General features: G+C 70.4%; 26 protein-coding genes. 5 read left to right on the forward strand and 21 right to left on the reverse strand.

Features of this window, described 5'->3' with window-relative positions:
* Positions 1 to 47: 47 nt before the first annotated feature.
* The 7 genes from GGQ91_RS22540 to GGQ91_RS22570 all read right to left on the reverse strand — a co-directional run bounded on the left by GGQ91_RS22540 (position 48) and on the right by GGQ91_RS22570 (position 8,473).
* A complete protein-coding gene (locus tag GGQ91_RS22540) occupies positions 48 to 1,061 on the reverse strand; it encodes an adenosine kinase (protein WP_043381053.1) in 1,014 nt (337 codons plus the stop codon).
* A 52-nt stretch (positions 1,062 to 1,113) separates the two neighbouring features.
* Complete coding sequence (locus GGQ91_RS22545; protein WP_403091524.1) at positions 1,114 to 1,665, reverse strand: Uma2 family endonuclease; 552 nt, start codon at positions 1,663 to 1,665, stop codon at positions 1,114 to 1,116.
* Between the two features lie 76 nt (positions 1,666 to 1,741).
* Positions 1,742 to 3,151, reverse strand: coding sequence for an MFS transporter (locus tag GGQ91_RS22550; protein ID WP_182592879.1), 1,410 nt, complete (start codon positions 3,149 to 3,151; stop codon positions 1,742 to 1,744).
* A 131-nt stretch (positions 3,152 to 3,282) separates the two neighbouring features.
* Positions 3,283 to 4,212 (reverse strand): glutaminase, encoded by a 930-nt coding sequence (locus GGQ91_RS22555; protein WP_043356938.1) that lies wholly within the window; start codon positions 4,210 to 4,212, stop codon positions 3,283 to 3,285.
* Positions 4,213 to 4,391: 179 nt separating this feature from the next.
* On the reverse strand, positions 4,392 to 6,161 hold the full coding sequence (locus GGQ91_RS22560) for an ABC transporter ATP-binding protein (protein WP_043381239.1): 1,770 nt from the start codon (positions 6,159 to 6,161) through the stop codon (positions 4,392 to 4,394).
* A gap of 204 nt (positions 6,162 to 6,365) precedes the next feature.
* Positions 6,366 to 7,727, reverse strand: coding sequence for an MFS transporter (locus GGQ91_RS22565; RefSeq protein WP_182592880.1), 1,362 nt, complete (start codon positions 7,725 to 7,727; stop codon positions 6,366 to 6,368).
* Positions 7,724 to 8,473 carry a PRC-barrel domain-containing protein gene (locus tag GGQ91_RS22570; protein WP_182592901.1) on the reverse strand — a complete coding sequence of 250 codons (750 nt, stop codon included), beginning with the start codon at positions 8,471 to 8,473 and terminating at the stop codon, positions 7,724 to 7,726. Before GGQ91_RS22570 ends, GGQ91_RS22565 begins: the two co-directional genes overlap by 4 nt.
* A 340-nt stretch (positions 8,474 to 8,813) precedes the next feature.
* Here GGQ91_RS22570 and GGQ91_RS22575 point away from each other — a divergent pair, with 340 nt between their 5' ends.
* Complete coding sequence (locus tag GGQ91_RS22575; protein WP_043356959.1) at positions 8,814 to 9,221, forward strand: hypothetical protein; 408 nt, start codon at positions 8,814 to 8,816, stop codon at positions 9,219 to 9,221.
* A 61-nt stretch (positions 9,222 to 9,282) separates the two neighbouring features.
* On the opposite strand, the gene GGQ91_RS22580 is transcribed toward GGQ91_RS22575, so the two are convergent.
* The 3 genes from GGQ91_RS22580 to GGQ91_RS28455 all read right to left on the reverse strand — a co-directional run bounded on the left by GGQ91_RS22580 (position 9,283) and on the right by GGQ91_RS28455 (position 10,458).
* Entirely contained in the window at positions 9,283 to 9,684 is a 402-nt protein-coding gene (locus GGQ91_RS22580) for a PRC-barrel domain-containing protein (RefSeq protein ID WP_179697061.1), read from the reverse strand.
* 116 nt (positions 9,685 to 9,800) lie between these two features.
* Entirely contained in the window at positions 9,801 to 10,286 is a 486-nt protein-coding gene (locus tag GGQ91_RS22585; RefSeq protein ID WP_043356961.1) for a DUF2721 domain-containing protein, read from the reverse strand.
* 49 nt (positions 10,287 to 10,335) lie between these two features.
* Positions 10,336 to 10,458 carry a hypothetical protein gene (locus GGQ91_RS28455; RefSeq protein ID WP_281375139.1) on the reverse strand — a complete coding sequence of 41 codons (123 nt, stop codon included), beginning with the start codon at positions 10,456 to 10,458 and terminating at the stop codon, positions 10,336 to 10,338.
* A gap of 243 nt (positions 10,459 to 10,701) precedes the next feature.
* Here GGQ91_RS28455 and GGQ91_RS22590 point away from each other — a divergent pair, with 243 nt between their 5' ends.
* Positions 10,702 to 11,061: an SWIB/MDM2 domain-containing protein gene (locus tag GGQ91_RS22590; protein WP_043356955.1), complete on the forward strand. Its 360-nt coding sequence runs from the start codon at positions 10,702 to 10,704 to the stop codon at positions 11,059 to 11,061.
* Positions 11,062 to 11,359: 298 nt separating this feature from the next.
* Here the strand turns inward: GGQ91_RS22590 and GGQ91_RS22595 are convergent, their stop codons facing one another.
* From GGQ91_RS22595 to GGQ91_RS22615, 5 genes are all read right to left on the reverse strand, one after another.
* Positions 11,360 to 12,157 carry an SDR family NAD(P)-dependent oxidoreductase gene (locus GGQ91_RS22595; protein ID WP_182592881.1) on the reverse strand — a complete coding sequence of 266 codons (798 nt, stop codon included), beginning with the start codon at positions 12,155 to 12,157 and terminating at the stop codon, positions 11,360 to 11,362.
* A 68-nt stretch (positions 12,158 to 12,225) separates the two neighbouring features.
* Positions 12,226 to 13,653: an MFS transporter gene (locus tag GGQ91_RS22600; protein WP_075380738.1), complete on the reverse strand. Its 1,428-nt coding sequence runs from the start codon at positions 13,651 to 13,653 to the stop codon at positions 12,226 to 12,228.
* 309 nt (positions 13,654 to 13,962) lie between these two features.
* Complete coding sequence (locus GGQ91_RS22605) at positions 13,963 to 15,309, reverse strand: ATP-binding protein (RefSeq protein WP_182592882.1); 1,347 nt, start codon at positions 15,307 to 15,309, stop codon at positions 13,963 to 13,965.
* The gene (locus GGQ91_RS22610) at positions 15,306 to 16,508 is read right to left on the reverse strand and encodes an FIST signal transduction protein (protein WP_403091526.1); all 1,203 of its coding nucleotides are present in this window, start codon (positions 16,506 to 16,508) and stop codon (positions 15,306 to 15,308) included. Before GGQ91_RS22610 ends, GGQ91_RS22605 begins: the two co-directional genes overlap by 4 nt.
* A gap of 165 nt (positions 16,509 to 16,673) precedes the next feature.
* Positions 16,674 to 17,237, reverse strand: coding sequence for a c-type cytochrome, methanol metabolism-related (locus tag GGQ91_RS22615; RefSeq protein WP_043358028.1), 564 nt, complete (start codon positions 17,235 to 17,237; stop codon positions 16,674 to 16,676).
* Between the two features lie 249 nt (positions 17,238 to 17,486).
* On the opposite strand from GGQ91_RS22615, the gene GGQ91_RS22620 reads away from it, so the two are divergent.
* On the forward strand, positions 17,487 to 18,170 hold the full coding sequence (locus GGQ91_RS22620) for a transglutaminase-like cysteine peptidase (protein WP_107646919.1): 684 nt from the start codon (positions 17,487 to 17,489) through the stop codon (positions 18,168 to 18,170).
* Positions 18,171 to 18,273: 103 nt separating this feature from the next.
* Positions 18,274 to 18,600, forward strand: a complete 327-nt coding sequence (locus tag GGQ91_RS22625; protein ID WP_075380736.1) for a hypothetical protein — start codon at positions 18,274 to 18,276, stop codon at positions 18,598 to 18,600.
* 101 nt (positions 18,601 to 18,701) lie between these two features.
* Here the strand turns inward: GGQ91_RS22625 and GGQ91_RS22630 are convergent, their stop codons facing one another.
* The 4 genes from GGQ91_RS22630 to GGQ91_RS22645 are packed head-to-tail and all read right to left on the reverse strand — an operon-like array spanning position 18,702 to position 21,464.
* On the reverse strand, positions 18,702 to 19,184 hold the full coding sequence (locus GGQ91_RS22630) for an arsenate-mycothiol transferase ArsC (RefSeq protein ID WP_043387536.1): 483 nt from the start codon (positions 19,182 to 19,184) through the stop codon (positions 18,702 to 18,704).
* Positions 19,185 to 19,207: 23 nt separating this feature from the next.
* Positions 19,208 to 19,690, reverse strand: a complete 483-nt coding sequence (locus tag GGQ91_RS22635) for a UPF0262 family protein (RefSeq protein WP_043387537.1) — start codon at positions 19,688 to 19,690, stop codon at positions 19,208 to 19,210.
* 10 nt (positions 19,691 to 19,700) lie between these two features.
* Positions 19,701 to 20,996, reverse strand: a complete 1,296-nt coding sequence (hisD, locus tag GGQ91_RS22640; RefSeq protein ID WP_182592884.1) for a histidinol dehydrogenase — start codon at positions 20,994 to 20,996, stop codon at positions 19,701 to 19,703.
* Positions 20,997 to 21,017: 21 nt separating this feature from the next.
* Positions 21,018 to 21,464: a DUF2948 family protein gene (locus GGQ91_RS22645; protein ID WP_043351500.1), complete on the reverse strand. Its 447-nt coding sequence runs from the start codon at positions 21,462 to 21,464 to the stop codon at positions 21,018 to 21,020.
* A 197-nt stretch (positions 21,465 to 21,661) separates the two neighbouring features.
* Here GGQ91_RS22645 and GGQ91_RS28660 point away from each other — a divergent pair, with 197 nt between their 5' ends.
* On the forward strand, positions 21,662 to 22,054 hold the full coding sequence (locus GGQ91_RS28660; RefSeq protein WP_043758854.1) for a hypothetical protein: 393 nt from the start codon (positions 21,662 to 21,664) through the stop codon (positions 22,052 to 22,054).
* Here GGQ91_RS28660 and GGQ91_RS22650 read toward each other — a convergent pair.
* Both GGQ91_RS22650 and murA read right to left on the reverse strand, forming a co-directional pair.
* Entirely contained in the window at positions 22,027 to 22,533 is a 507-nt protein-coding gene (locus tag GGQ91_RS22650; protein WP_182592885.1) for an alpha/beta hydrolase family protein, read from the reverse strand. The genes GGQ91_RS28660 and GGQ91_RS22650 overlap by 28 nt on opposite strands.
* A gap of 166 nt (positions 22,534 to 22,699) precedes the next feature.
* Positions 22,700 to 23,989, reverse strand: coding sequence for a UDP-N-acetylglucosamine 1-carboxyvinyltransferase (murA, locus tag GGQ91_RS22655; RefSeq protein WP_043357121.1), 1,290 nt, complete (start codon positions 23,987 to 23,989; stop codon positions 22,700 to 22,702).
* Between the last annotated feature and the right edge of the window lie 304 nt (positions 23,990 to 24,293).

Consider the following 24,293-nt stretch of genomic DNA (forward strand, 5'->3'; position numbering starts at 1 on the left):
GGATCGGAGCGGACGCAACCCTCCGACCGCGCGCCCGACGCGCCGGCTCAGAGGAGCCCGCGCGCCTTGGCCAAGCCGACCAGATCCGCCTGCGGGCGGGCGCCGATGTGCTGGATGACCTCGGCCGCCGCGAGCGTGCCGAGGCGGGCGCTCGTGACGTGGTCGAGGCCGCGGGCGTGGCCGGCCAGGAAGCCGGCCGCAAAGAGGTCCCCCGCCCCCGTCGTGTCGACCACCTCGTGGACCGGGCTCGCCTCGACGGCGCGGACCTCGCCACCCTGCACCACCAGGGCACCGTCGGCCGAGCGCGTCACGAGGCCGAGCAGGTGACGGCCGCGGGCGTTGCGCTCGTCCCGCAGGGCCGCCACCGCGGCCTCGGCATCGTCGGTCTGGAAGAGGCTCTGCAACTCGCCGATGTTGGCGAAGAGGATGTCGATGGTGCCGTCGCGGATCAGACCGAGGAATTCATCGCGGTAGCGACCGACGCAGAACGCATCCGAGAGGGTCAGCGCAACGGCGTTGCCGGCCTGGTGGGCGATGTCGGACGCCTTGCGGAACGCCTCCTTGGCGGCCGGCGGATCCCAGAGGTAGCCCTCGAGATAGACGACCCGGGCGGAACGCACGAGAGCCTTGTCGACATCGTCGGGCGAGAGTCCCTGGCAGGCGCCCAGATAGGTGCTCATCGTGCGCTCGCCATCCGGCGTCACCAGCACGAAGCATCGGGCGGTGGCTGGTCCCTCGGCCGCCGCAGGGACGCTGAAGTCGACGCCGGTCGCCTTGAGATCGTGGCTGAACAGGCCACCGAGCTCGTCGTTCCGGACCTTGCCGACGAAGCCGGTCTTGGCTCCGAGCAGGGCCGCGCCGACCGCGGTGTTGGCGCCGGAGCCGCCCGACACGATCGTGGCCGGGCCCATGGCCTCGAACAGCGCCTCGGCCCGCGGCTCGTCGATGAGCTGCATCGCACCCTTGGTGACGCCCTGCGCCGCCAGGAAGGCATCGTCCGTCCGTGCGATCACGTCGACGATCGCGTTGCCGAGCACGAGGAGATCGAGAGGTTCAGTCATCCGGGCGTCCTGATTCGCGTTCGCGCCGCTGTGGCATCCACCTCGGATCGGATCAAGCTCCGTCGTCGTCGGACGCGCGGTCGGCGAACAGCTCCGGGACGGGCAGGCGCAGGCCGGGCGGCGTCAGGTCCAGCGTCTCCTGGGTCGCCATGCGGGTCTCGATCAGGCCGCCCTGCGCGCGGCGGTGATGGATGACGAGGCGCTTGACCGGATCCACGATCAGATAGTGGATCACGCTCTCGAGACTGAAGTAGCGGGTCAATTTCAAACCCGAATCGACGGAACGTGTGCTCGGCGACTGCACCTCGACGACGATGACGGGATCGGTGATCTCCGTCGCATCGGGGTCGGCGCGCATTCCGCAGTAAACGAGGGCGTCGGGCTCGAAGACCGTATCCTGATCGACGCGAACGCTGATGCCATCCGGCAGCGCGTAGCAGGCGCTCTTCGCTTGCTTCAGTGCGGACCGGAGCGCCAGATAGGTGGCAGCCTTGACCTCGGCATGCCGAACGCGCTCCGGCGACATCGCGAACACCTCGCCATCGACCAGCTCGAAGCGCCCCGGCTGCCCATCGGCCCAGGTGAGAAACTCGTCGACCGTCATCCGGGATTTCGGCTGAGCGACCATGCCCGAGGCTAGCACGGATTCGGCCTCCTGGGAGCCGAGCCCGTGACGGGCCTCACCCCGCGATCTTCTCCAGCGCGACGTCCCGTGTCCGCGGACCCAGGAGCCCGACGAGCAGGCCCGCGGCCAGCATCGCGGCCGAGATGAACAGGAACACGCCCGGCGTGCCGGCCTCCCGCAGGACGAACGCGATGACGAAGCCCGTGAAGATCGCCGAGAAGCGGCTCCAGGAATAGACGAAGCCCACCGCCCTGGCGCGGATGCCCGTGGGGAACAGCTCGGCCTGATAGGCGTGGAAGCTGTACGACATCACGTTCGAGGCGAGCGTCAGGCCGATGCCGAGCGCCACGATGATCGGGACGTCCCGCGTCTGCGCGAAGGCGAGGCCGCAGCCGATATAGACGAGGGCGGCGGCCACGATGACGTGCTTGCGCTCGAACCGGTCGGCGATGGCGAGGCCGATCAGCGGGCCGACGGGGGCGGCCAGCGCGATCAGGGCCGTGTAGGCGAGGCTCGACGTCACCGTGATGCCCTGGCCCACCAGCAGGGTCGGCACCCAGTTGGCGAAGCCGTAGAAGCCCACCGTCTGGAAGACGTTGAATCCGGCCATCATCAGCGCCCGGCGCCGATAGGGCCGGACCCACAGGTCGCGGAAGGCGCCACGCGGCTGCACCAGCTCCGGCGCGGCTGGCGCGGGCAGCGCGCCGCCATGCTCGGCCGCGATCCGCGCCTCCAGCTGCCGCAGAATCGCGTCGGCTTCCGCCAGACGCCCGTGCTCGACGAGCCAGCGCGGGCTTTCCGGAAGGCCCGCCCGCATCCACCAGACCACGATCGCCGCCGAGGCGCCGATCAGCACCACCCAGCGCCACCCGTCGATGCCGAGGGGGGCGATCGGGATCAGCAGGTAGGAGAGGAACGCCACCACCGGCACGGCCGTGAAGCCGATGCCCTGGCACAGGGCGAAGGCCCGGCCGCGGATCGCCTTCGGGACGAGTTCGGAGAGGTAGCTGCCGATCGTCACCATCTCCAGGCCGAGGCCGATCCCTGCGACGAGCCGCCAGAGGTTGAGGCCGAAGGCGTCGCTCTGGCAGGCCATCACGACGTTCGCCGCGGTGTAGGCGAGGAGCGACCACGTGAAGATCGCCCGGCGCCCGAACCGGTCGGCGAGCCAGCCGCAGACGAGGGTGCCGATGAACAGGCCCGTGAAGAGGGCGGCCACGAAGCTCGCCACACCACTGGCGCCGAACAGGCCGGGGGTCGTCGGCGTCAGGATCCCGGCCTTGACGAGGCCGGGCGCCACGTAACCGGTGAAGAGCAGGTCGTAGAGTTCGAAGAAGAAGCCGAGGCCGAGCAGCGCCACGAGGCGCCAGACCGTCGGCGTGGCCGGAAGCCGGTCGAGACGGGCCAGGATGGCACCGGGATCCAGACCGTCGTCGGCAGCCCGGACCGCCACACTCGTCGCCATGCCGCTGAGTCTCGCTTCGGCGCCGCAACGCCCCGGCGGCGCAGTGCCGCGGAAGTGGGCGCCGCGCAAGAGGGCAGGGGAAGGGGGGCAGGGAAGAGGGGCAGGAAAGGGGGGCAGGGGAAGGGACCCGCTCAGGATCCGAAGACGGACCAGCCCATGCGCTGCGTCAGCCGCTCCAGGGCGATGCGGCCGAGATGGGAATTGCCCGCCGCGTCGAGACCGGGCGACCAGACGGCGATGGAGGCCTTGCCGGGTGCGATCGCCAGGATGCTGCCGCCGACTCCGCTCTTGCCCGGCAGGCCCACGCGATAGGCGAACTCGCCCGACCCGTCGTAGTGGCCGCAGGTCAGCATGATCGCGTTGATGCGGCGCGCGCGCTCCGCCGAGACCACCGAATGGCCGGTCGACGGGTTGATGCCGTTATGCGCCAGGAACCGGCCGGCGCGTGCGAGCTGGCGGCAGTTCATCGCGATGGCGCAGTGGTGGAAGTAGACGCCGAGCGTGTAGTCGACCGGATTGTCGATGACGCCGAAGGACTTCATGTAGTTGGCGAGCGCGGTGTTGCGGAAACCCGTGCGCTTCTCCGAGGCCGCCACGGTCTCGTCGATCGCGATGCTCGAATCCTGGGCCAGGAACTGCATGAAGCGCAGGATCTCGCCCAGCGCCTCGCGGGGCTCGTGGCCCGAGAGGATCACGTCGGTGACCGCGATGGCGCCCGCATTGATGAACGGATTGCGCGGCACGCCGCGCTCCCGCTCCAACTGGACGATGGAGTTGAACGGGTTGCCCGAAGGCTCGCGGCCGACCCGTTTCCACAGCCGGTCGCCGACCATGCCGAGGGCGAGGGTGAGGGTGAAGACCTTCGACACGCTCTGGATCGAGAAGGGCGTCTCGCTGTCGCCCCCGGCGAAGACGCGTCCCGCAGCATCGATCACCGCCATGCCGAACTGACCGGGATCCACCCGCGCGAGTTCGGGAATGTAATCCGCGACCGCCCCCCGATCGGAGCGCTGGGCCATCTCCTCGGAGATTTCCCGGATGACGAGGGCAAGGTCAGGCACGGTGGGGCTCGGGCATCGAGACGCGTCGGAACCGGGCCGGTTCGCGACGTCCAGGCGATGCAAGGTCCGGTCCGGCGGGCCGATGATCTACCAGTGCCGATCGGGCGTGAAAACCGGAGCGGCGGAACTGCGCCGCCGTCCCGGCGCGGCGATGCCGGGACGGGTCCACGAGGGCGAAGTCAGGCGGCGGCGAGGGCCATCGCCATGGATTCCTTCTTCATCAGCTCCCGGAAGAAGCCGTCGAGATGGGTCAGCTTGTCGGGCGAGCCGTCCTGCGCGATGCGGCCGCCGTCGAGCACGACGATCCGGTCGAAATCCTGCAGCGTGGAGAGGCGGTGCGCGATCGCGATGACGGTCCGGCCCTTCATCAGGTTGGCGAGGGCCTGACGGATCGCCTGCTCGGATTCCGCGTCCAGCGCCGAGGTGGCCTCGTCGAGCAGCAGGATCGGCGAGTTCTTCAGGATCGCCCGGGCGATGGCGATCCGCTGACGCTGGCCGCCCGAGAGCTTCACACCGCGGTCGCCGACGATCGTGTCGAAGCCTTCGGGCAGGGCCTTGATGAAGTCGGTGCAATGCGCGGCCTCGGCGGCCTGCCAGACCTCCTCGTCCGTCGCCTCGGGCCGGCCGTAGCGGATGTTCTCCCGCAAGCTGCGGTGGAACATCGAGACGTCCTGCGGCACCACCGTGATCGCCTCGCGCAGGGATTCCTGGGTGACCCGCTCGACGTTCTGGCCGTTGATGCGGATGGCGCCACTCTGCACGTCGTAGAAGCGCTGAATCAGCGAGAACAGGGTCGACTTGCCGCCGCCGGACCGGCCCACCAGACCGACGCGCTGGCCCGGCTCGATGACGAGGTCGAAATCCGTGAAGACGGGGCGCCCGTCCGGATAGCTGAAGGCGACGTGCTCGAACTCGATCTTGGCGCCCTGGCCGGTGAGCGGCTGCGCTTCCGGATGATCCACGAGATCGTGGGGCTGAAGCAGGGTGTGCAGGGCCTCGGCCAGCCGGGCGGTGTGCTGGGTCGCATCGACGAGCGCGACCGCGAGGTCGCGGGTGGCCGCCAGGATGCGGATGCCGAGCGTGCAGACCAGCACGACCTGACCGTTCGTCGCCTGTCCGGCCTCCCACATCTGGATCGCCCAATAGAGCAGGCCGAACACGGCAAGCACGGTCAGCACCGCGTGCACGATGCGCAGCTTCTCGAGGTAGAGGAGCGACGAGCGCCGCGCCCGCATCTCGGTGGCGATGGTGCCCTCGAAGCGCTGCCCCTCGCGCTTGAAGGCCGAGAAGGCGCGCACGAGCGACATGTTGCCGACGAGATCGACCATCTCGCCGTCGACGCTGGCGGCCTTGGCGGCGAAGTCGTGGTGCAGCGGCTTGCCGGCCGAGGCCATCTTGAACATCAGCACGACGACGGCCGCGAACACGCCCGCCAGGATACCCGCCATGGTGAGGTTGACGGTGGCGATGTAGGCGATCGACCCGAAAGCCGCGACCGTCGGCGGCATCACGTTGAACACGAACATGTTCTCGACCGTGAAGATCGCGTTCGAGGTCGCCGTGATGCGCGACGCCAGGGTGCCCGGCTGGCGGTCGGAGAAGAAGGTCGGGGAATGGCCGGTCATGTGCCGGAACAGGTCGCGCCGGATGTCGCCGGTGATCCCCACGAAGGTGAAGGCGCCGGTCAGCGCCGCCACGCGCCAGAGCATGTTGTCGGCGGCGATGAAGGCGACCAGGACCGCGAGCGCGCTCCAGACGACCGTGTTGCCCGGGCCGGGCCCCTTCGTCAGCGCGTCGACCACGCCCTTGAGGGCGTAATCGGTGGAGACCGAGAAGCCGACGGCGCCGAGCACGGAGATCAGGATGACCAAGTGCGGCAGCCAGCGGCGGCGGAGATACCGCGCGACGAAGGCGAAGGGCCTGTCGGCGTATCGGTGCAGCTCTTCCATCGCGGTGACCATTCCGTATTCGCGCGGCTTTGGCTTACGGGCTGAGGCGGCGTGCAGAGCGGGCGCAGTCTGACCCGCAGCGGCAACGCGAGAGCGTTGCCATATGTTTCACCGGCCCGCACCTTCCGTGCGCTTTTATCCGCAGAACCTGAACGTCGCTTGAGCGGCGCGGAAACACCCTTGCGAATCCGATGCCGCGGCCGGTCAGGCCGTGTGCTCCGTCGGACGCGTCTCCGGCATGATCAGCGCCACCAGCATGAAAGCCGCGAACCCCACGATCGCGAGCCCCAGGAAGGCGCTGTGGCTGCCGAGATGGTCGGCCATGATGCCGGCAAGCGAGGTCGAGAGGGCGGCGCCGATGCCCATGGCCGTGCCGACCGCGCCGAGGGCGAGGTTGAAGCGGCCGGTGCCACGGGTGAGATCCGACACGATCAGCGGCACCATCACGCCCAGCACCGACGCCGAGATGCCGTCCAGCACCTGGATGGCGACGAGACCGTAGGGGTTGGTCGTGTAGGCGAGCAGCAGGCCCCGGACCGGCAGGGCGCCGAATCCGAACAGCAGCACCGGGTAGCGGCCGAAGCGCTCGGCGGCCCGGCCGACCGCAGGGGCGCTGACCGCAAGCACCGCCTGCGGGACCATGATGCAGGCGGCGACCAGCGCGGTGGCGGTCTCGCTCGCCCGCAGGGTCAGGACGCTGCCGACCAGGGGCAGCATCGCGGCGTTGGCGAGGAAGAACAGCACCATGCAGGCCGCGAAGCACAGGAGGCTCCGATTGGTCAGCAGGGCGCGGATGCTGTCCTTGCCGGTCGACGGCGCCGTTTGCGCCGTGGCCGGCTCCTTGAACACGTTGGAATCGATGTCTTGGGCGCGGATGCGCGCCAGCGCGATCACCGTCGGGATACCGAGGGCGGCGGTGAGGTAGAAGACGGCGCCGTTCGACAGGTAATATCCGATGGCGCCCATCCCGGCCGCGCCGAGGGCGTTGCCGAGGGCCGCGAAGCTGGCATTGCGGCCGAGACGCTCGCCAGCGTGGGCACGCCCGACGAGTCCGATGCTGATCGCCGCGATGGCCGGTGTGAGCACGCAGCTCGCGGCCGAGTGCAGTGCCATTGCCAGGAGCACGATCAGGAAGCTCGGCCAGACCGCCAGCGCGAAGGCGCTGCCGGCGATCCCGATCACCGCCACGGCAGCGGCGAAGCGCTTCGAGCGCACGACGTCGACGAAGGCGCCGCCCGGGACCTGGCCCAGCAGCGCCACGAGGCTCCCCACGGTCAGGGCGAACCCGATGTCGGACTGGGTCCATTTCGCCTGGGAGAAGTAGACGGCCAGGAAAGGGCCGAACCCGGTCTGCAGGTTGGCCACGAAGAACGCGAAGGCATCTAGGCCGTAGCGGCTCGTTGCCGAGATCACGCGTCCCCCCTGTGCGGCAGGAACCGCCGACGCGCGCGCGGCCTCGCCCGCCGGATCCTTCAGGCGGCCCGGACGGGAGCGGATGTCCTGACGGGACAGCTCACGTTCGCGCGGAGTGGCGGCGGTTCGGGCCTTCGACCGGGCCACCGTCACTTATCCGGTGCCTTCTCCGGAGGGCGGGCGGGCGCGGTCGCGGCCGGCGCCGCCGCGCCCGAGGCCGCACTACCCGGAGCGGGCGAGGTCGGAGCCGCCGCGGCGGGGGCCGGTTGCGACGGTGCCGCCGAGCCCGGCGCCGCATTGGCCGGCGGCGTGGTCGCCTGCTCGCCCTCCGCCGCCGGCGCGGCGGGGCTGGCGGGCCCGAGAACCACGATCGGCTCCCCGGCCTTGTATTCCGGTGACACGCGGACTTGGTTGCGGGTCAGCGCGACCGAGAGCTTGCGCTCCTTGCCGCCGTCCGGCGTGAAGCGCAGGGCGCGCCAATCCACCGCGATCTTGCGGGTTCCGACCCCGAGGAAGCCGCCGAAATCGATGATGGCGGCCCTGGGATGGCCCTCCTTGTCGATGATGATGTCGATGACGCGCCCCAGTTCGTCGCCGCCGGCGCTGCGCACGCTGCGACCGAGCAGGCTCTCGTAATCCTGCGTGTCGAGGACCGTGGCCGGTGTTCCCTGCTGCTGCGCCTGGGTCGTGGAAGGCGGCGAAGTCCCGGCGGCCGGCGGTGCGGCCGGCGCCGCCGCGGGCGGAGAAGTCGGCGGTGTCGGAGTTGGCGCCGGAGCCGGAGTCGCGGACGGAGGCGTGGCCGGTGCGTGCGGCGCTGCCTGCCCGGCCGCACCCTCGCTGCCGCTCACCTGCGCCGCAGCCCCCGACGCCCAGAGGGCGAGCGTCACGGCCGCGATCATCCGGTTGGTTCTGAACACGCTTCGTCCTCTGAGGAAGGGCCGGGCTGCACCGGCGCGCCGGCGCGTCCACGACCATATCGGCCGGTTCCGGGTCCGCCGCCGGCTGGACCCCGCCTGCGGAGGGCGTCATGCCGCAGGACCTGGGCGAAGTTATGGACCGCAGCGGCCAGACAGCAAGACGCGAACCGCGCGCTTCGGCGGTCTGCCACAAAGGATACGGCGATGATGACCGGGGGCGCGACGGCACTGTCTGGTTTTCGCCGCATCCCCGGCGTAGACAACCGCTCATAAGCCCATGCGAGCCGCGGACGGCACCGCGGCCACTGTCGAGGACCACACGATGTCGACCCTCCCCACGTCGAGATGCGCCGCAGCGCGCGGCCTTGCGCTCGGCGCTGCCCTGGCCGGCCTCGTGGCCGGCTGCCAGGCGCTCGGTGGCGGCGGCGGCGTGATGCCCGCGACAGAGGTCGGCCTGCCGCCCTCGCTGCGCGGATCTCTGCCGAACCGCGAGCCGCGCAATGCTGCGGTCGATGCCGATGGTCAGCCGCTCCAGACCGCTCCGACGAAGCAGCTGGCGATCCCGAAGACCGCCGGCGGGGCGACCCGCACCGCCGATAGCGGGGAGCGCCGGATCCGGCGCGAGGATCTCGACGGCGGCAATGCGGCGGTCGGTGGCAGTGGCAGCAGCGGCGCAATGGGTCCGATGCTGTCGCCCGGCGGCAGCGTCGGCCTCGGCGGGAAATTCTGAGCCGTCAGGCCGAGACCGCCGCGCCCGCTCAGGAGGGGCGCGCGTACGGGCCGTCGAAGGCCTAGATCCGGGCGCGATAGCTCGGATCGGCGACTTCGTCTTCGCCGGCGCCGGAGCTCGATGCGCCTGCGAGGACCGCCGGATCGATGTCGATCACGTAGCCGCCGAATTCGGTGCTGTAGGTCAGAGCCTTCCAGGGAAGCGGGTGGTGGGTCTCACCCAATCCGAGGAATCCCCCGAAGGCCAGCACCACGTAGGCGACCTGTCCGGAAACCTTGTCCACCATGAAATTGTGGACGGCGCCCAGGTGGCGGCCGCTGCTGTCGTACACGGCGGTGCCTTCGACCTTGTTCGACGCGATCAGCCGGGGGCTCTCGTCGATGGCGATGCCCTCGCCGGCGGGATCGAGCTCCAGGGTGCCGGGCTTTCTCAAGGCGCGTTCGTTGGGCAGGTCCGTCGGCATGATGTCTCCCGATCCATGAGCGGGATCGTGCCCGCGTGGCGGTCCCTGGCTCACTAAGCGCGTGGGCCGGGACGGGTTCCGCCTCCTGAGCCGGTGGCCGGGCGAGCGCCGGCCTCTCAGAGGTCGGGTGGTATCCCGGCGCTCCTCCGCCGCTGATTGATCCGGTCGCGGACCGATCGGCTGGCCAGCAGCATCTCGAACCCGAAGGCCACGAGGGCGCACAGGGTGCAGAGGATCGCCGCGCCGAACAGACCGAACAGCAATGTCGTGACCGTGCTGTCGCGCATGGCTCCGACGAACAGGGTCAGCACCGATCCGCAGGTCGCCACGCCGCCCAGCGCGGCCAGGAACACGGCGGCATCCAGGGCCAGCGAGCGCCGGTGCAGCCGATCCAGGCGCCGTCCGAGGAGGATGCGCTCCGCATCGCCGGCGCCCGCGAGGAGCCCGGAGACGTGGTCGGCCTGATCGGCCACGCGCGCGAGCCGCGCGCCGAAGACGTTGAGCAGCGTCGCGATGCCCGACAGCAGGAACACGGGGCTCAGCGCCACCTGGACGACGTGGGCGGTGCTTTCCGGGCTGGCGAGGGTGATCGGATCGGTCATGCGGTCGGGCTGATGCACCCGGTGGACGGGCGCTGCAATCCCGGCGCGTTCAGACCAAGCCGCGGCCCGGCGCGATGCCCGGCACAGAAGGCTCGGCCCGCACCAGGAGCCCGAGACTCGTGACCAGTCCGGTGGCGAGCAGGAGCGCGAGGGTGAGGGTCGGGGCAAACATGCCTGTACTTCACGTGCAGGATTGTTAAAGGCAGGTTTCACGCCCGGCGGTCGGCCGAATAATCTTGGCGGCGGCGTCCATCCGGCGATCCCGCAGGGGATTTCTGCGCCTGCCTTGTGGATGAGGCGTTTCCAAAGGCAATTTCCCCTTGGAACGGCGGCGGCACCGCTTAGTTGCTGCTATGCTGGCTCGGCCGTGGGGCGATCATGCCCCGGCCTGCGGCCCGAGAACCGGAGGATGTTGATGGCCACAAAGACCGAGAAGGCTGCGCCCAAGGCGGCCAAGACCACCAAGACTGCGGAGAAGGCCGCCCCGGCCAAGGCTGCGAAGCCCGCCGCCGAGAAGTCGGCCGGCGCCAAGCCGAACGCTCTGCAGCAGCCGCTGAAGCCGTCGGCCGAGCTCGGCGCCATCGTCGGGACCAGCCCGCTGCCGCGCGGCGAGGTGGTCAGCAAGGTTTGGGACTACATCAAGAAGAACAACCTTCAGAACCCGCAGAACAAGCGTGAGATCCTCGCCGACGACAAGCTCAAGAAGGTCTTCGGTAAGGACAAGTGCACGATGTTCGAGATGAACAAGCATCTCGCTGCGCACCTGAAGGCCTGATCGCGCCCTAGAGCCAAGTCCGGCATTCTCTCCGGGCCGACGGCTCTAGGAGCCCTGCGGCGTTCCCCGTCGTACGGGAAGACCGGCCGTGTGGCTTGGTATGACGCGGACGCGAGTCCGGCATCCAGAGCCGCCGGTCCGATCCCTCGTGGCGAACGCACCGCCTGAACCCGAGGCGCCCGACGTATCGCCAGCGCGGGCTTGTCGATGCGCCGCCGCGCGGATTTTGCCGTCCCAGACCCGCACGGTTCGAGCCCCGCTTCGGCGGTGGCCGGCGTTGCCCCCACCGATCCCGCCTTCAAGCGAGGCCCTGCAGGACCCCTCCGTCGACCCTCAGGGCGGCGCCGGTGGTGGCGCTCGCGGCCGGGCTGCAGAGATAGGCGACGAGATTGGCCACCTCGTCCACCCGCGCCAGCCGCTGGATCAGCGACGAGGGGCGATGCTCCGCGACGAATTTCTGGCCCATGGCCTCGAGGTCGGTATCGGCTGCGCCTCCGGCCATCTGCCGCATGAAGTCCGCGACACCCTCCGAGAGGGTCGGGCCGGGCAGGACACTGTTGACCGTCACGCCGCTGCCGGCCACCGTCTGCGCCAGACCGCGGGAAATCGCGAGCTGCGCCGTCTTGGTCATTCCATAGTGGACCATCTCGGTCGGCGTGTTGATGCCCGACTCGCTGGAGATGAAGATCACCCGTCCCCAGCCCCGCTCCGCCATGCCGGGCGTGTAGGCCCGCGACAGGCGCACGCCGCTCATCACGTTGACGTCGAAGAAGCGCTGCCAATCGGCATCCGGGATCTCGAAGAACGGCTTCGGCTCGAAGATCCCGGTGTTGTTGACCAGAATGTCGACCGCCGGGACAGCCTTGACCAGGGCTGAAACGCCCTCACCGGTGGCGATATCGCCCGGTGCCGCAAAGGCGCGGCCGGCCCGCGTCTCGCCCCGCAGCTTCGCGAGGGCGGCCTCGACCCGCTCGGGCGTGCGACCGTTGATGCCGACCTCCGCACCGAGATCGCAGAGTTCCTTGGCGATGGCGTAGCCGATGCCGCCGGTCGACCCGGTGACCAGGGCCTTCCGGCCGGTGAGATCGAGATCCATGGGGCGCTCCAGCATGGGATACACCCCATCAACGCAAGCCGGCGTCCCGGGTGGCATACGCGATCCGGTTAGCCGCTCCGACTCCGCCGCAGGACGCTGGCGCAGCCGCCGATCACCGAGAGCGCCACCGCGCAGGAGAGCGACAGGGTTACCGCCCGCTCGGCCCCGAGACCGTGGGTCAGGCCGAAGATCACCGCCACCAGAGCTGCGCCGAGCGACTGGCCGGTGAGCCGCGCCGTCGACTGCATCCCGCTCGCCCCCCCAGCCCGTTCGCGCGGCGCCGACGTGACGATCACCTTGTTGTTGGGGGACTGGAACAGGCCGAAGCCGAGACCGCACAGGGTCAGCCGCCAGACGATATCGAGGGTCGTCGGAGCGGCCGGCAGGATCGTCACGCAGACCAGACCGACGGCCATCATGGCCAGGCCGATCCCGCCCAGGATCCCGGGCGGATACCGGTCCGCAAGGCGGCCGGAGATCGGCGCCATCGCGGCGACCGCGATCGGCCAGGGGGTGAGCAGGAAGCCGGTCTGCGTGCTGGAGAGGTGCAGCACGTCCTGGAAATAGAAGGGCAGCGCCACGTAGGAGACCATCTGGGCGCAGAACGAGGCGACGGAGGTCGCCATCGACAGGGCGAAGGCTGGGATCCGCAGCAGGTCCACGGGCAGGAGCGGCGCGGCCAGCCGGATCTGGTGCCGGACGAACACCGCGCCGACCGCGATCGCGGCCGCGAGTTCGAGGACGGCGATGCCCCGGGCTTCCGGATCGCCAAGCCCGTCGATGCCGATGATCAGCAGGCCGAAGGTCAGGGCGTTGAGGACCGCACTCACGAGATCGAAGGGGCGGCCGCTCGCCGGCGTCGCCGGCAGGGTCCGGGACGCCACCGCCAGGGCCAGCAGGCCCACGGGGATGTTGACGAGGAACAGCCAGGGCCAGGTCGCCACCGACAGGATCGCGGCCGCCACGGTCGGGCCGGCGGCCGAGGCCACCGCCACCACGAGCGCGACGTTGGCGACCCCCTGGCCGATCATCCGGTGGGGGTAGATGAAACGGACGAAGCCGATGTTCACGCTCATGATCGCCGCGGCGCCGAGCCCCTGGACGATCCGGGCGGCGATCAGCAGCGGCAGGCTTGGCGCCAGCGCGCAGGCCAGCGAGGCGGCGACGAAGACGGCCAGACCCGGCAGGTAGACGCGTCGGAAGCCGAAGATGTCGCCCAGCGCCGCGAACGGCAGGAGGGTGGCCGTGACGGCGATCTGATAGGCGTTGACCACGAAGATCGCGTCGGCCGGCCTGACCGCCAGATCCTTGGCCATGACGGGCAGCGCCACGTTGACGATGGCGCCGTCGAGGACCGCCATGGTCATGGCCAGCGCGATCGCCGCCATGGCGAGGACGCGCTCGCGGGGCGGCAGGCCATCGTGCGAAGGCCCCTGCGGGTGCCTCTGCGGGTGTCCGTGACGGCCGCCGGCTGGACCGAGCGGGACCTGCGCCATTCCTGCGCGCTCCTGCGGCGTCCCGGCGGGTCCGTGACGTCGATGGCTGGGAAAATCCGGACGCAGGACGCGCCGCGGACGCTGTTCCCTGTCGCGCAGGCGGCACGGCACGTCGAGGGGCGTCGTGTGTCCTATGTCACGGCACGGGCAGGTTTGTTCGCGTCGGACGGGTGCCGCGTCGGGGGCTCGTGCTCCGCCGCGGGGCGACCCATCCCTTGTCCGGCCGGGGATCGGCTTTCCCGAAGGTCCGCCTGTCCGCAGGCAGCGCGAGGCGTGCCGCCGGTCGAAGCGCGGACCGCCGCGGGCCGCTCAGGCGAGCATGTAGGTGAGCAGGGAGCGGAGCTGCGCCGGCTTGATCGGCTTGTGCACGAGTTCCGCCCCGGCGGCGGTGACCCGGTCCTCGACGGCCTCGGAATGGTCGGCGGTGGTGACGATGACCGGGACCGGATCGGCGTGCGCGGTCCGGAGGTAGTTGGCCACGTCGAGGCCGCAGGCGCCGTCGTCGAGATGGTAGTCGAGCACCAGGATGTCCGGCCGCGGGGCGCCGGCCTCTACGGCGGCCCGCACCCCCGCGAGGTCGCGGAAGGTCGAGACCCGGGCATCCCAGTTCTGGAGGAGGCGGGCGAGGGCGTCGGACGTGGATGGGTCGTTCTCCACGACGAGCACGTGCGCGCCCGAGAGCCGGGTCGCCACCGGAGCGGGCGGGGCGACGGCCGCCGGGATCGTGCTCACGGGCAGCGTCAGGGCGACTCGGGTGCCGTGGCCGATCCGGGAGCGCAGCCGCAGGGGGTGGTCGAGGGCCTGGGCCATACGGCGGACGATCGATAGGCCGAGGCCGAGGCCCGGCTCCTCGCCGCTGCCGGTCCGGGCGCCGCCGCGGAAGAACTCGTCGAAGACGAGGTCGCATTCCTCCGCGGCGATGCCGCAGCCGGTATCGGTCACCTCGATCCGGATGCCGCCGGACCGCCGACGGGCCGCGAGAACGATCCCGCCGACGCTTGTGTACCGGACCGCGTTGGAGACGAGATTCTGGAGGATGCGCTGCAGGAGCATCACGTCGCTGGTGACGGTGACTTCGGGGCAGCGCAGCGACAGCCGCAGGCCCTTGCGCTCCGCGAAGGGCTTGAAGCTCTCGGCCAGCTCCGCCAGCAGGTCGGGCAGGAACACCGGCTGGATCTGCGGCCGCACGATCCCGGCATCGAGCTTCGAGATGTCGAGCAGCGTCTTGATCAGATCCTCGATGGTCTGCAGGCCGCGATCCACCTGGCCCGCGATGATGCGCGCCTCCGGCGGCACGTCGAGATCGGCCAGCGCCGAAATCGACAGGCGGGCGGCGTTGACCGGCTGAAGCAGGTCGTGGCTCGCCGCGGCCAGGAACCGGGTCTTGGAGCGGTTGGCGGTCTCGGCCTCCTCCTTGGCGGCGGCCAGCGCCTCGTTGGAGCGCTCCAGCCGGTGCATCAGCCCGGTCAGCTCCTCGGTGCGGGTGCGGACCCGGCCCTCCAGCATGATCGCGGTCTGGAACAGCGAATAGGCGCTGCCCCGCTGATCCATGGAGCGCTCGACATGGGACATCAGCGCGGCATTGATGCGCTCGAGCTTCTCGATCCGCCGGTGCAGGGACGCGTCGGTCTCGAGACCGTTCGGATGCAGGGTCACGACGCGACGGGGGTGGCTTCCGCCCCCGGGGCACTGCCGGCGAGGGTCTTGCCGATGGCGATGCCCGTGAAGGTCTGGTTCAGGTGCATCGCCCTGTACTGCTCGCCGAAGGTCTCGAAGCCGACGACGTTGTAGCGGCGATAGAGGTCGGCAATGCCGTGGCGCACCTGCCGGCTCTCGGCGTCGAGCCGTCGCAGCACGCATTCGAAGCCGATGATCAGGTCGACGCCGCCGAGCACCGCGTCGAGGCGCGCCAGCTCGGCCCGCGTCGAGGCGACGATATCGCGCGGTTCGGCGAGGGTCAGCACAACGCCCTCGTCCACCGCACAGAAGAAGCTGAGCGACCCGTCCTCGTTCATGCGCCGGATCGAGCGGCAGAAATACTCGCCGCCGACCTTCACAGCCAGCGGGTAGGCGGCGAAGCTCATCGGCGACAAGCCCTCGGGGTCGAGGCCGATCGCCATCGCGTATTCCCGGGCTGCCGGCTCGGCGTTCAGCTCGTGCACGGTCCGGCGCTCGCCATCGGAGGCCGTCACCACGAACTTGGTCTGGGTCGGCTCGAAATTGTCGCTCTTGAAGATCTCCACCGAGAAGTCGGTCTCCACGAGGACCAGGACCGCCGCCTTCCGGTGGATCTTCCCGCCGTGGAGCAGGACGGCGTCGCGGAAGCGCAGGTCGTCGCCGGCCGAGCCGCCGACGATCGGGATGCCGTCGAGTGCCCAGGCGATGGCCGAGACGACCGTCTCCTCGGCGTTGGCGAGCCCGTCGATCAGCGACAGGGCGAAGCGGTGGCCGGACGCGGCCATGTCGACCTCGCGGCACCGGTCCAGCGGGTCGAGGGTCCGGCGCAGCGCCCGGACCGCGGAGGCCGTCCGCTCCACGTCGAGGTGGTCGATGGCGTCGAGGACCGTCGAGACGATGCGGAAGCGCTCCGCCGGGAACGCGATGGCCACGAGGCCGCGGTCGAGGCCTCCGGCCGGGGCGATGCCTCCCGACATCGAGCAGCCCGCCACCGGGACGTCGGGGAACCAAGTTTCCAGCGCGCGGGCCAGGATCTCCGCGTCGTAATCCGCCGAGAAGAACACGACGATCTGTGACAGGGCCGAGCCCCCGACGGCCCGGGCGACCTCAGCGGCCGCGTCGGCGGCCCCGGCCGCATCGGTCCAGGCCGTCCAGATGCCGCAGAGATGGCGGCGCACTCCCGATCCTTGAGCCACGTTCCATCCCCTGCGACCCCCTCGGCAAGCTTGGCGCCTGCTCTTCAGCGTCTTGTGCAGAGTATGTCGTGCGCAACCGAGCGGTGCAACGGGGCGTGTCGCCCCCCGGGCAGGTTCAATCTCGGTCCGAGGCCCGGGAGGCGGCGTTCACTTCATGCAGGCGTCCTCGGCCTTCTCGAAGGCAGCGGGCTTGGGCTCGTGCTCCGGCGGTCTGTTGCGACCGAGCGCTCCGTCCGAACGGGCGCGGAGATACGTGAATATGTCCGGCAGGTAGCACATGACGTTCTTGTTATCGCCGAAGGCGGGCATGACCAGCTCCTGCGAGGCGTTCACGTCCTTCTTGCCGCCCACGACGATGCCGGCGAAGTGCGCGTAGTCCATGCCCTTGAGGGCATCGACAAGCGACGGTGCGTAGGTCGAGCCCATCCCGTCGGGGCCGTGGCAGACGATGCAGTTGGAATTGTACCGCACGTAGCCGGACATGGTGTACCAGTCGACCTTCTTGCCGCCGTCCGTGACGTGGTAGGTCGGATCGCCGTTCTTGTCGGTGTACTGGCCGTCCTGGACCTTCGCCGGCTGCGTCGGTCCCTCGCTCTTCAGGTCGGTCGATGCCGCGCCGGCTGGGGCGGCGGATGTCGAAACGGCTCCGAGGGTTCCTGCTGCAAGTCCGGCCAGAATGAGCCCGGCGATCCTGTCTGCTGCGCGCCGCATAAGTCGTCCTCCTGCCGCCCACAGGCTTCTTCTCGGTGGAGCGACGCCGGGATAACGACGGATCTCGGAAACGAAGACCTTGGTGCGCCTTCACGATTTCGCGCATCGCGGGGACGTGCCGGCTCGGAACGACGACTGAACGATTATCCGCGTTGCGCACAGCATTAACCTTTTGTTAATCGGCGCATTGCCGCCGGCCCGCCGGCGTGAGAGCTTTCGTTAACGAGAGCTTAACGGTTGGGTCCGGCGATGCGGTTCGCGGTTTCCATGATGCAGAGACGGGTCGAGGCACCCGCAGCGCGTCGGCTGCCCCGGAGCCGCCGCGCCGCCGCCGCCGCCCTCGCGGTCTTCGGCATTGCGGGCCTCGCCACGGGCGTCCAGGCGCAGACGCTTGCGAGCCTGCCGACGGAAGCCGGTGCCCGGGTGCAGGGCGATGCCAAGCCGATCGCGGCCTGGACGACCTTCTGCCAGACCTACGCGGCCGAATGCGCGCTCGACCGGGGCGAGCCGGCCCGGATCAGCCTGACGCCCGCCACCTGGGCGACGATCGTGTCGGTGAACCGGCGGGTCAACAAGGCGGTCGAGCCGATGACCGATCAGGACCACCTGCACGTGGCCGACCGGTGGGATCTGGCCGAGGACGGCATCGGCGACTGCGAGGACTTCCAGCTGCTCAAGCGCCATCTGCTGGCCCAGGCCGGCCTGCCGCGGCGGGCGATGCGCATGACCGTGGTGATCGACGAGAAGGGCGAGGGCCACGCGGTGCTCACCCTGATCACGGACCGGGGCGACCTGGTGCTCGACAACAAGACCAACGCGATCCTGCCCTGGCACAAGACCGGCTACGTGTTCATCAAGCGCGAGAGCCAGGACGCCGTCGCCTGGGTTTCGCTCGGCGGCGTCACCTCCCCGGTCACCACCGCCAACCGCTGATCAAGGCCCACCTCCGGCAGTGGAACCCGCGCCGCGGGCACCACATCTTAACGGATTGATAACCCTGCGCCGCCACTCTGTCGGGTGACGGAGTGCCTGAACGATGCCGCGAGCCCGCCACGTGATGCCGGCCCCGCTCCTCGCGATCGTCCTCGTCGCCGCGGCCTGCGGCACCGCGCGGGCCGCGAGCGAGACCGAGCTCCGCCACGCTGCGTGGCGCGACTGCGTCAGCCGCAACTTCGGGATTCAAGCCGCGCTGACAGACCGGGATCTGGCCGTAGACGCTGCCTTCCGCGCCTGCCGCAGCGCCGAGGACGCCTATCTCGCGACGCTCGCAGACTCGCCGCTCCTCGACGGCGACGACGTCATTCGCGCCCGGCCGCTCGTCGCCGGCCGGATCCGGGCCTGGCTGGTGGGCGATCGCGGCTGACGCGGCGGACCCGCGGAACCCCGCGCGCGACAGTCCGCAGGCACGGCATCGGCGATCCGCCGCTCGGCGATGCGCGATCGTCAGGAAGAGACGCCGCCCGTCTACGCCTTCAGACGGGCCTTGATCCGCCGGGTGAGCCCGTCGCGGACCTCACGATAGGCCTCGAGACGCTGCTCCCGGGACGCGTCCTGCACCAGCGTGGGATCCGGGGTCGGCCAGTATTCGACATCGGCCGCGAGCGTGTGCGTCAGGGCCAGCGCCCGGTGATGGGCCTCCGGCGCCAGGGTGATGATCAGGTCGAAGTTCAGCCCCTCCCAATCCTCCAACTCCTCGATGGTGCGGGGGCGGTGTCGGCTGGCATCGATCCCGATCTCGTCGAGGGCCGCGATCATGAACGGATCGGTGGGCTCGCCGGACCGGACTCCGGCCGACTGCACATAGGTGGACTTGCCGAAATAGGCGCGCGCGATCGCTTCCGCCGCGACGGAGCGCACGGCGTTGTAATTGCACATGAACAGGACGGACTGCACCCGCCGCCTCTTCGGAGAGGCGTCGGGAGGAGGCTCTGGAACGGGCTCAGCCATCGCCGGTCGGCGCGGAGGGCGCCCTAGCCCTTCCAGTGCAGCGCGAAGATCAGGGTGAACAGGCGGCGGGCCGTGTCGTGGTCGAGGTCGACCTTGCCGTCGAGCCGCTGCTTGAGCGTCTCGGACGCCTCGTTGTGCAGGCCCCGCCGACCCATGTCGATCGCCTCGATCTGCGATGGCGAGGCGGTGCGGATCGCGTTGTAGTAGCTCTCGCAGATCATCTCGTAGTCGCGGATCACCCGACGGAATGGCGTCAGCGACAGGAGGTGCGTCATCACCGGCTCGCCCTCCACCGTGGTGATGGCGAAGGACAGCTTGTTCTCGACGAGGCCCAGCGTCAGGGCGTAGGGGCCCTCTCGGCCCGGGATCGCGAAGACATTGTCTTCCAGGATGTCGAAGAGCGCGATGGCCCGCTCGTGCTCCTGATCCGGGTTGCCGCGGGCGATGGACGCCTCGTCCAGGCTCACCTTCGCGAGGCGGTTCGGCCCGCGCTGCTTCTCCGCCATCCCCAAAACCTCACAGGTTCAACCGGATCGCGACGGAGCGGGCGTGCCCCTCCAGGCCCTCGGACCGGCCGAGGTTTATCGCCGCCGGGCCGAGCGCCCGCAAGCTCTCCGGCGTGCAGGCGAGGATCGTCGTCCGCTTCATGAAGTCGAGCACCCCGAGGCCGGAGGAGAACCGGGCGGACCGGGCGGTGGGCAGGACGTGGTTCGGGCCGCCGACATAGTCGCCGATCGCCTCCGGCGTGTGCGAGCCGAGGAAGATCGCCCCGGCATTGCGCACCTTGGCGGCGAGCGCCTCCGCATCCTGCGTCTCGATCTCCAGGTGCTCGGGGGCGAGGCGGTCGACGAGGGGGACGGCCTCGTCGAAGGTCCGGACCCGGATGACGGCGCCGTAGTCGCGCCAGCTCGCCCGGGCGATCTCCTGACGGGGCAGGGTTGTGAGGGCGCGCTCGACGGCCACCTCGACGGCGTCCGCCAGGTCTGCGCTGTCGGTGATCAGGATCGCCTGGGCGGCGACGTCGTGCTCGGCCTGCGCCAGCAGGTCGGCGGCGACCCAGTCCGAGTTGGCGTGGCCGTCGGCCAGGATCAGCACCTCGGAGGGGCCGGCGATCATGTCGATCCCGACCTGGCCGAAGACCCGGCGCTTGGCCGCGGCGACCCAGGCATTGCCGGGCCCGACGACCTTGGCGACAGGAGCAATGGTGGCGGTGCCGTAGGCGAGGGCGGCCACCGCCTGGGCCCCGCCCACCCGGTAGACCTCGTGGACGCCGGCGAGCTGCGCGGCGGCCAGGACCAGCGGATTGATCTGGCCGTCGGGGGTCGGCACGACCATGACGAGCCGCGGCACGCCGGCGACGCGGGCGGGGAGCGCGTTCATCAGCACCGAGGAGGGATAGCTCGCCGTCCCGCCCGGGACGTAGAGCCCCACCGATTCGAGCGCCGTCCAGCGCCAGCCGGCGGTGACGCCCAGCGCGTCGGTGGCGCGATGGTCCGTGGGCCGCTGCGCCCGATGGAAGCTCTCGATCCGCTCGGCGGCGAGGCGCAGGGCCTCGAGGGACTCCTGCGGACAGGCGGCGACCGCCGCGGCGATCTCCGCGTCGGTGACCCGCAGGTGCTCGGCTGAGAAATCGGTGCCGAGCCGGTCGAAGCGGCGCGTGAAGTCGACCAGGGCCGCGTCGCCGCGTGCGACGACGTCGGCGATGATGGCGCGGACCGCTTCGTCCACGTCCTCGGCGATCTCACGCTTCACCGTCAGGAGATGCGCGAAGGCGGTGGCGAAATTCGGATCGCTGCTGTCGAGCCGGACCATCGGAAAGCTCTCTGTCTCGCGTCAGGCCGCCGGGCCGGCGGTCGTGTCGGTGTCGATGTCGTGGCCGGGACGGGTGGCCGATTCCCAGACCGGGCCGAGATCCTTCATCCGGACCTCGATGCACTCGACCTCCAGCCGAAGGGCCGCACCGCCCGAGAAGACGAGATCGATGTGACCCGACGGCGCATCCGTCTGTTCGAAGGTCAGCGCGAGCAGGCTCATCGGCGTGGCGTCGCCCGGCTTCAGGCCGCGGCTCTTCACGCCCCGGACGCGCTCAATGTGCAGGCCGGCGAGGCGCCGCCGGGGCGGGGCGTCCGGTGTCCAGTCGAAGCGTCGCACCGCCATGAGGAAGCGCTGCTCACCGGCGAGATAGGTCAGATCCTCCGGCCGGAGGATCGCGTCCTGCAGGTGGGCTGAGATCACGGTCAAGTCCTCGATGTCGAGGGCGGCGAGCTTGAGCAGCTCCATGCAGAGGGTCCTCGGCGAACGCGGGGCGTGGGCCGGTCGGCGAGGGGCCCCGCGGCAGGGCGTAGGTAGCGGCGCAGCCCCGTTCGGGCAACGCCCGACCTGAGGATGCCGGGTGCGGACGGGGCACAGGCTCGACCCAGCGCCGTGGGCTAGAGGCGCGGCGGACGGATCGAAGCAGGGTCGAGGCAGGGTCGAGGATGGCCAAGTTCACGACGCACGCGACTCTGGCGGCGCTGGCACTGGGGATTCACGCGGCCGGTCCCGCGGGTGCGCAGGTCGGCCCCGACGCGCGGCCCTACATCTACGGCCGACCGGGTCCGGACCGGGACGTCTACGCCCCGCCGCCCCGAGATCGCCGGCCGCCACCGCCCGCCGACGATGGCTACGGCTGGCCTCCGCCCCCGCCGCCATTCGACGATGCGTCCGACCGGATCCGGCCTCAATGGCGCACCGGCCCGGGGCGGTCGTGGGATGACAGCGTCTGCGTGACCGCCCGCGGCACATGCCTGACGCGCCCGGCGCCGCCCAATGCGCCCTGCGGCTGCGACATACCCGGCTTCGGCTACAGGCGCGGGCAGATCGAGGATTGAGCATCCGCTGTCGTGCATGACCTGCGGGGCATGGCCCGCCTCGGCCGCCGCGTCCGGAGGCTCTCGGCGTGGCCGCCGAGATGCCGGGCCAGGATGGCCTCCGCCCGGGCATAGAGAGCGAGGCGGTTCTCGGGCCGCACGAAGCCGTGGCCCTCGTCCGGGAACAGCGGATCGCTCACCGTGAGGCGCTTCGCATCGAGGGCTGCGACCCTCTGGTCGGACTCGGCCTGCTTCCCCCGGGGGGCGGTGGCGCTTTGCGCGATCAGGAGGGACGCCCGGATCCCGCCGGCCCGGTGAACCGGCGAGCGCGCACGCATCAGGTCCAGCCCCGCCGCCGTGTCCGGATCGCCGATCGCCCGGATCACCTGCGCGCGGAACGCATCCCAGTAAAGGGGGATCGTGCGCCTGACCCGGACGAGCCCGGCCGCTCTGCCCGGGATGAACGTCAGGTCCCGGTTGGTCCCGGCGATCGACCGCACAGACGTGCCGGTTCTCGTCTCCGCCGCCATTCGGCAGATCGAGCAGAGGCCGCCCGTCCTGGGCCCGGGCGTGGAACCGGATCCCGCGCCCCGGATCGGCGGTCAGGGTTCTGACGACATCGGCGGCCCGCCGACGTCCATCGACGTCCCGGACCGCAGGGGTCGCTCAGGCCCGGACGCGCTCGATCTGCGCGCCGCAGCGGCCGAGCTTGGCCTCAAGCGCCTCGAAGCCGCGGTCGAGATGGTAGACCCGGTTGATCTGGGTCTCGCCTTCGGCGGCGAGGCCCGCGATCACCAGGGACACCGAGGCGCGCAGGTCGGTGGCCATGACGGGTGCCCCCCTCAGCCGCTCCACGCCCTCGACGATGGCGAGGTCGCCCTCGAGGCGGATCTTCGCGCCGAGCCGGGCCAGTTCCTGCACGTGCATGAACCGGTTCTCGAAGATCGTCTCGCGGATATGCGACTGGCCCTTGGCCAGCGTCATCAGTGCCATGAACTGCGCCTGCAGATCCGTGGGGAAGCCCGGGAACGGGTCCGTGGTGACGTCGACCGCCGCGATGCCGGCGCCGTTGCGGCGCACGCGGATGCCGCCCTCGACCGGGGTGATCTCGGCGCCCGTGGTCGACAGGATGTCGAGGGCCGCGTGCAGCAGATCGGCTCGCGTATCCTTCAGGACGACGTCACCGCCGGCCATCGCGACCGCCATGGCGTAGGTGCCGGTCTCGATCCGGTCGGGCAGGACCGCGTGGCGGGCGCCGTTCAGACGGGCCACGCCTTCGATCTCGATATGGGGCGTGCCGGCGCCGCGGATCTTCGCGCCCATCTTGTTCAGGCACTCCGCGAGGTCGACGACCTCCGGCTCGCGGGCGGCGTTCTCGATCACCGTGGTCCCGTAGGCGAGCGCAGCCGCCATCAGCGCCACATGCGTGCCGCCGACCGTGACCTTGGGGAAGACGATCTCGGCGCCGCGCAGGCCGTTCTTCGTGCGGGCGACCACGTAGCCGGCGTCGATCTCGATCTCGGCCCCGAGCTTCTCCAGGGCCATGATCAGCAGGTCGACCGGCCGGGTGCCGATGGCGCAGCCGCCGGGCAGCGACACCTTGGCCTCGCCGAACCGGGCGAGCAGCGGCGCGATCACCCAGAAGCTCGCCCGCATGGTCGAGACGAGGTCGTAGGGCGCGGTGGTGTCGATGACGTTCGAGGCGGTGAGCCGGATGGTCTGGCCCGTCTCGGTGGTCTGACCGGGGCGCTTGCCGACCACCATGTGGTCGACGCCGTGGTTGCCCAGGATCCGCGTCAGCGCGGCGATGTCGGCGAGCCGCGGCACGTTGATCAGTTCCAGCGTCTCGCCGGTGAGCAGGCTGGCGATCATCAGCGGCAGCGCCGCATTCTTGGCGCCCGAGATCGGGATCACGCCGTTGAGCGGCGCGCCGCCGGTGATGTGGATGCGGTCCATCGTGTGTCCTTGGGCGGCGCATCCCCGATGGCGCGCGGCCGGCCGTGCTGATCGCGGGCGCGGAAGCGCCCAGGCTTGGCCGTGCCCTATAGACCGGATTTGTCGGAATCAGGACCGTTGATCGCGGCCTCGGACGTGCAGGACCGGTCCGCGTCAGGAGCCGGTCTCGTTTCGGTCCGGCCCCGATCCTGCGCCTTGCGGCGCCGCAGGTTCTGCCGCAGGGCCGCCTTCAGGCGCTCCGTGCGCGCATCCTTCGCGTCCGTCTTCGCGTCCGTCATGGCGCGACCCTTGGTCGCCGCAAGCT

Source organism: Methylobacterium fujisawaense (assembly GCF_014138435.1).
Taxonomy (GTDB): Bacteria; Pseudomonadota; Alphaproteobacteria; order Rhizobiales; family Beijerinckiaceae; genus Methylobacterium; species Methylobacterium fujisawaense.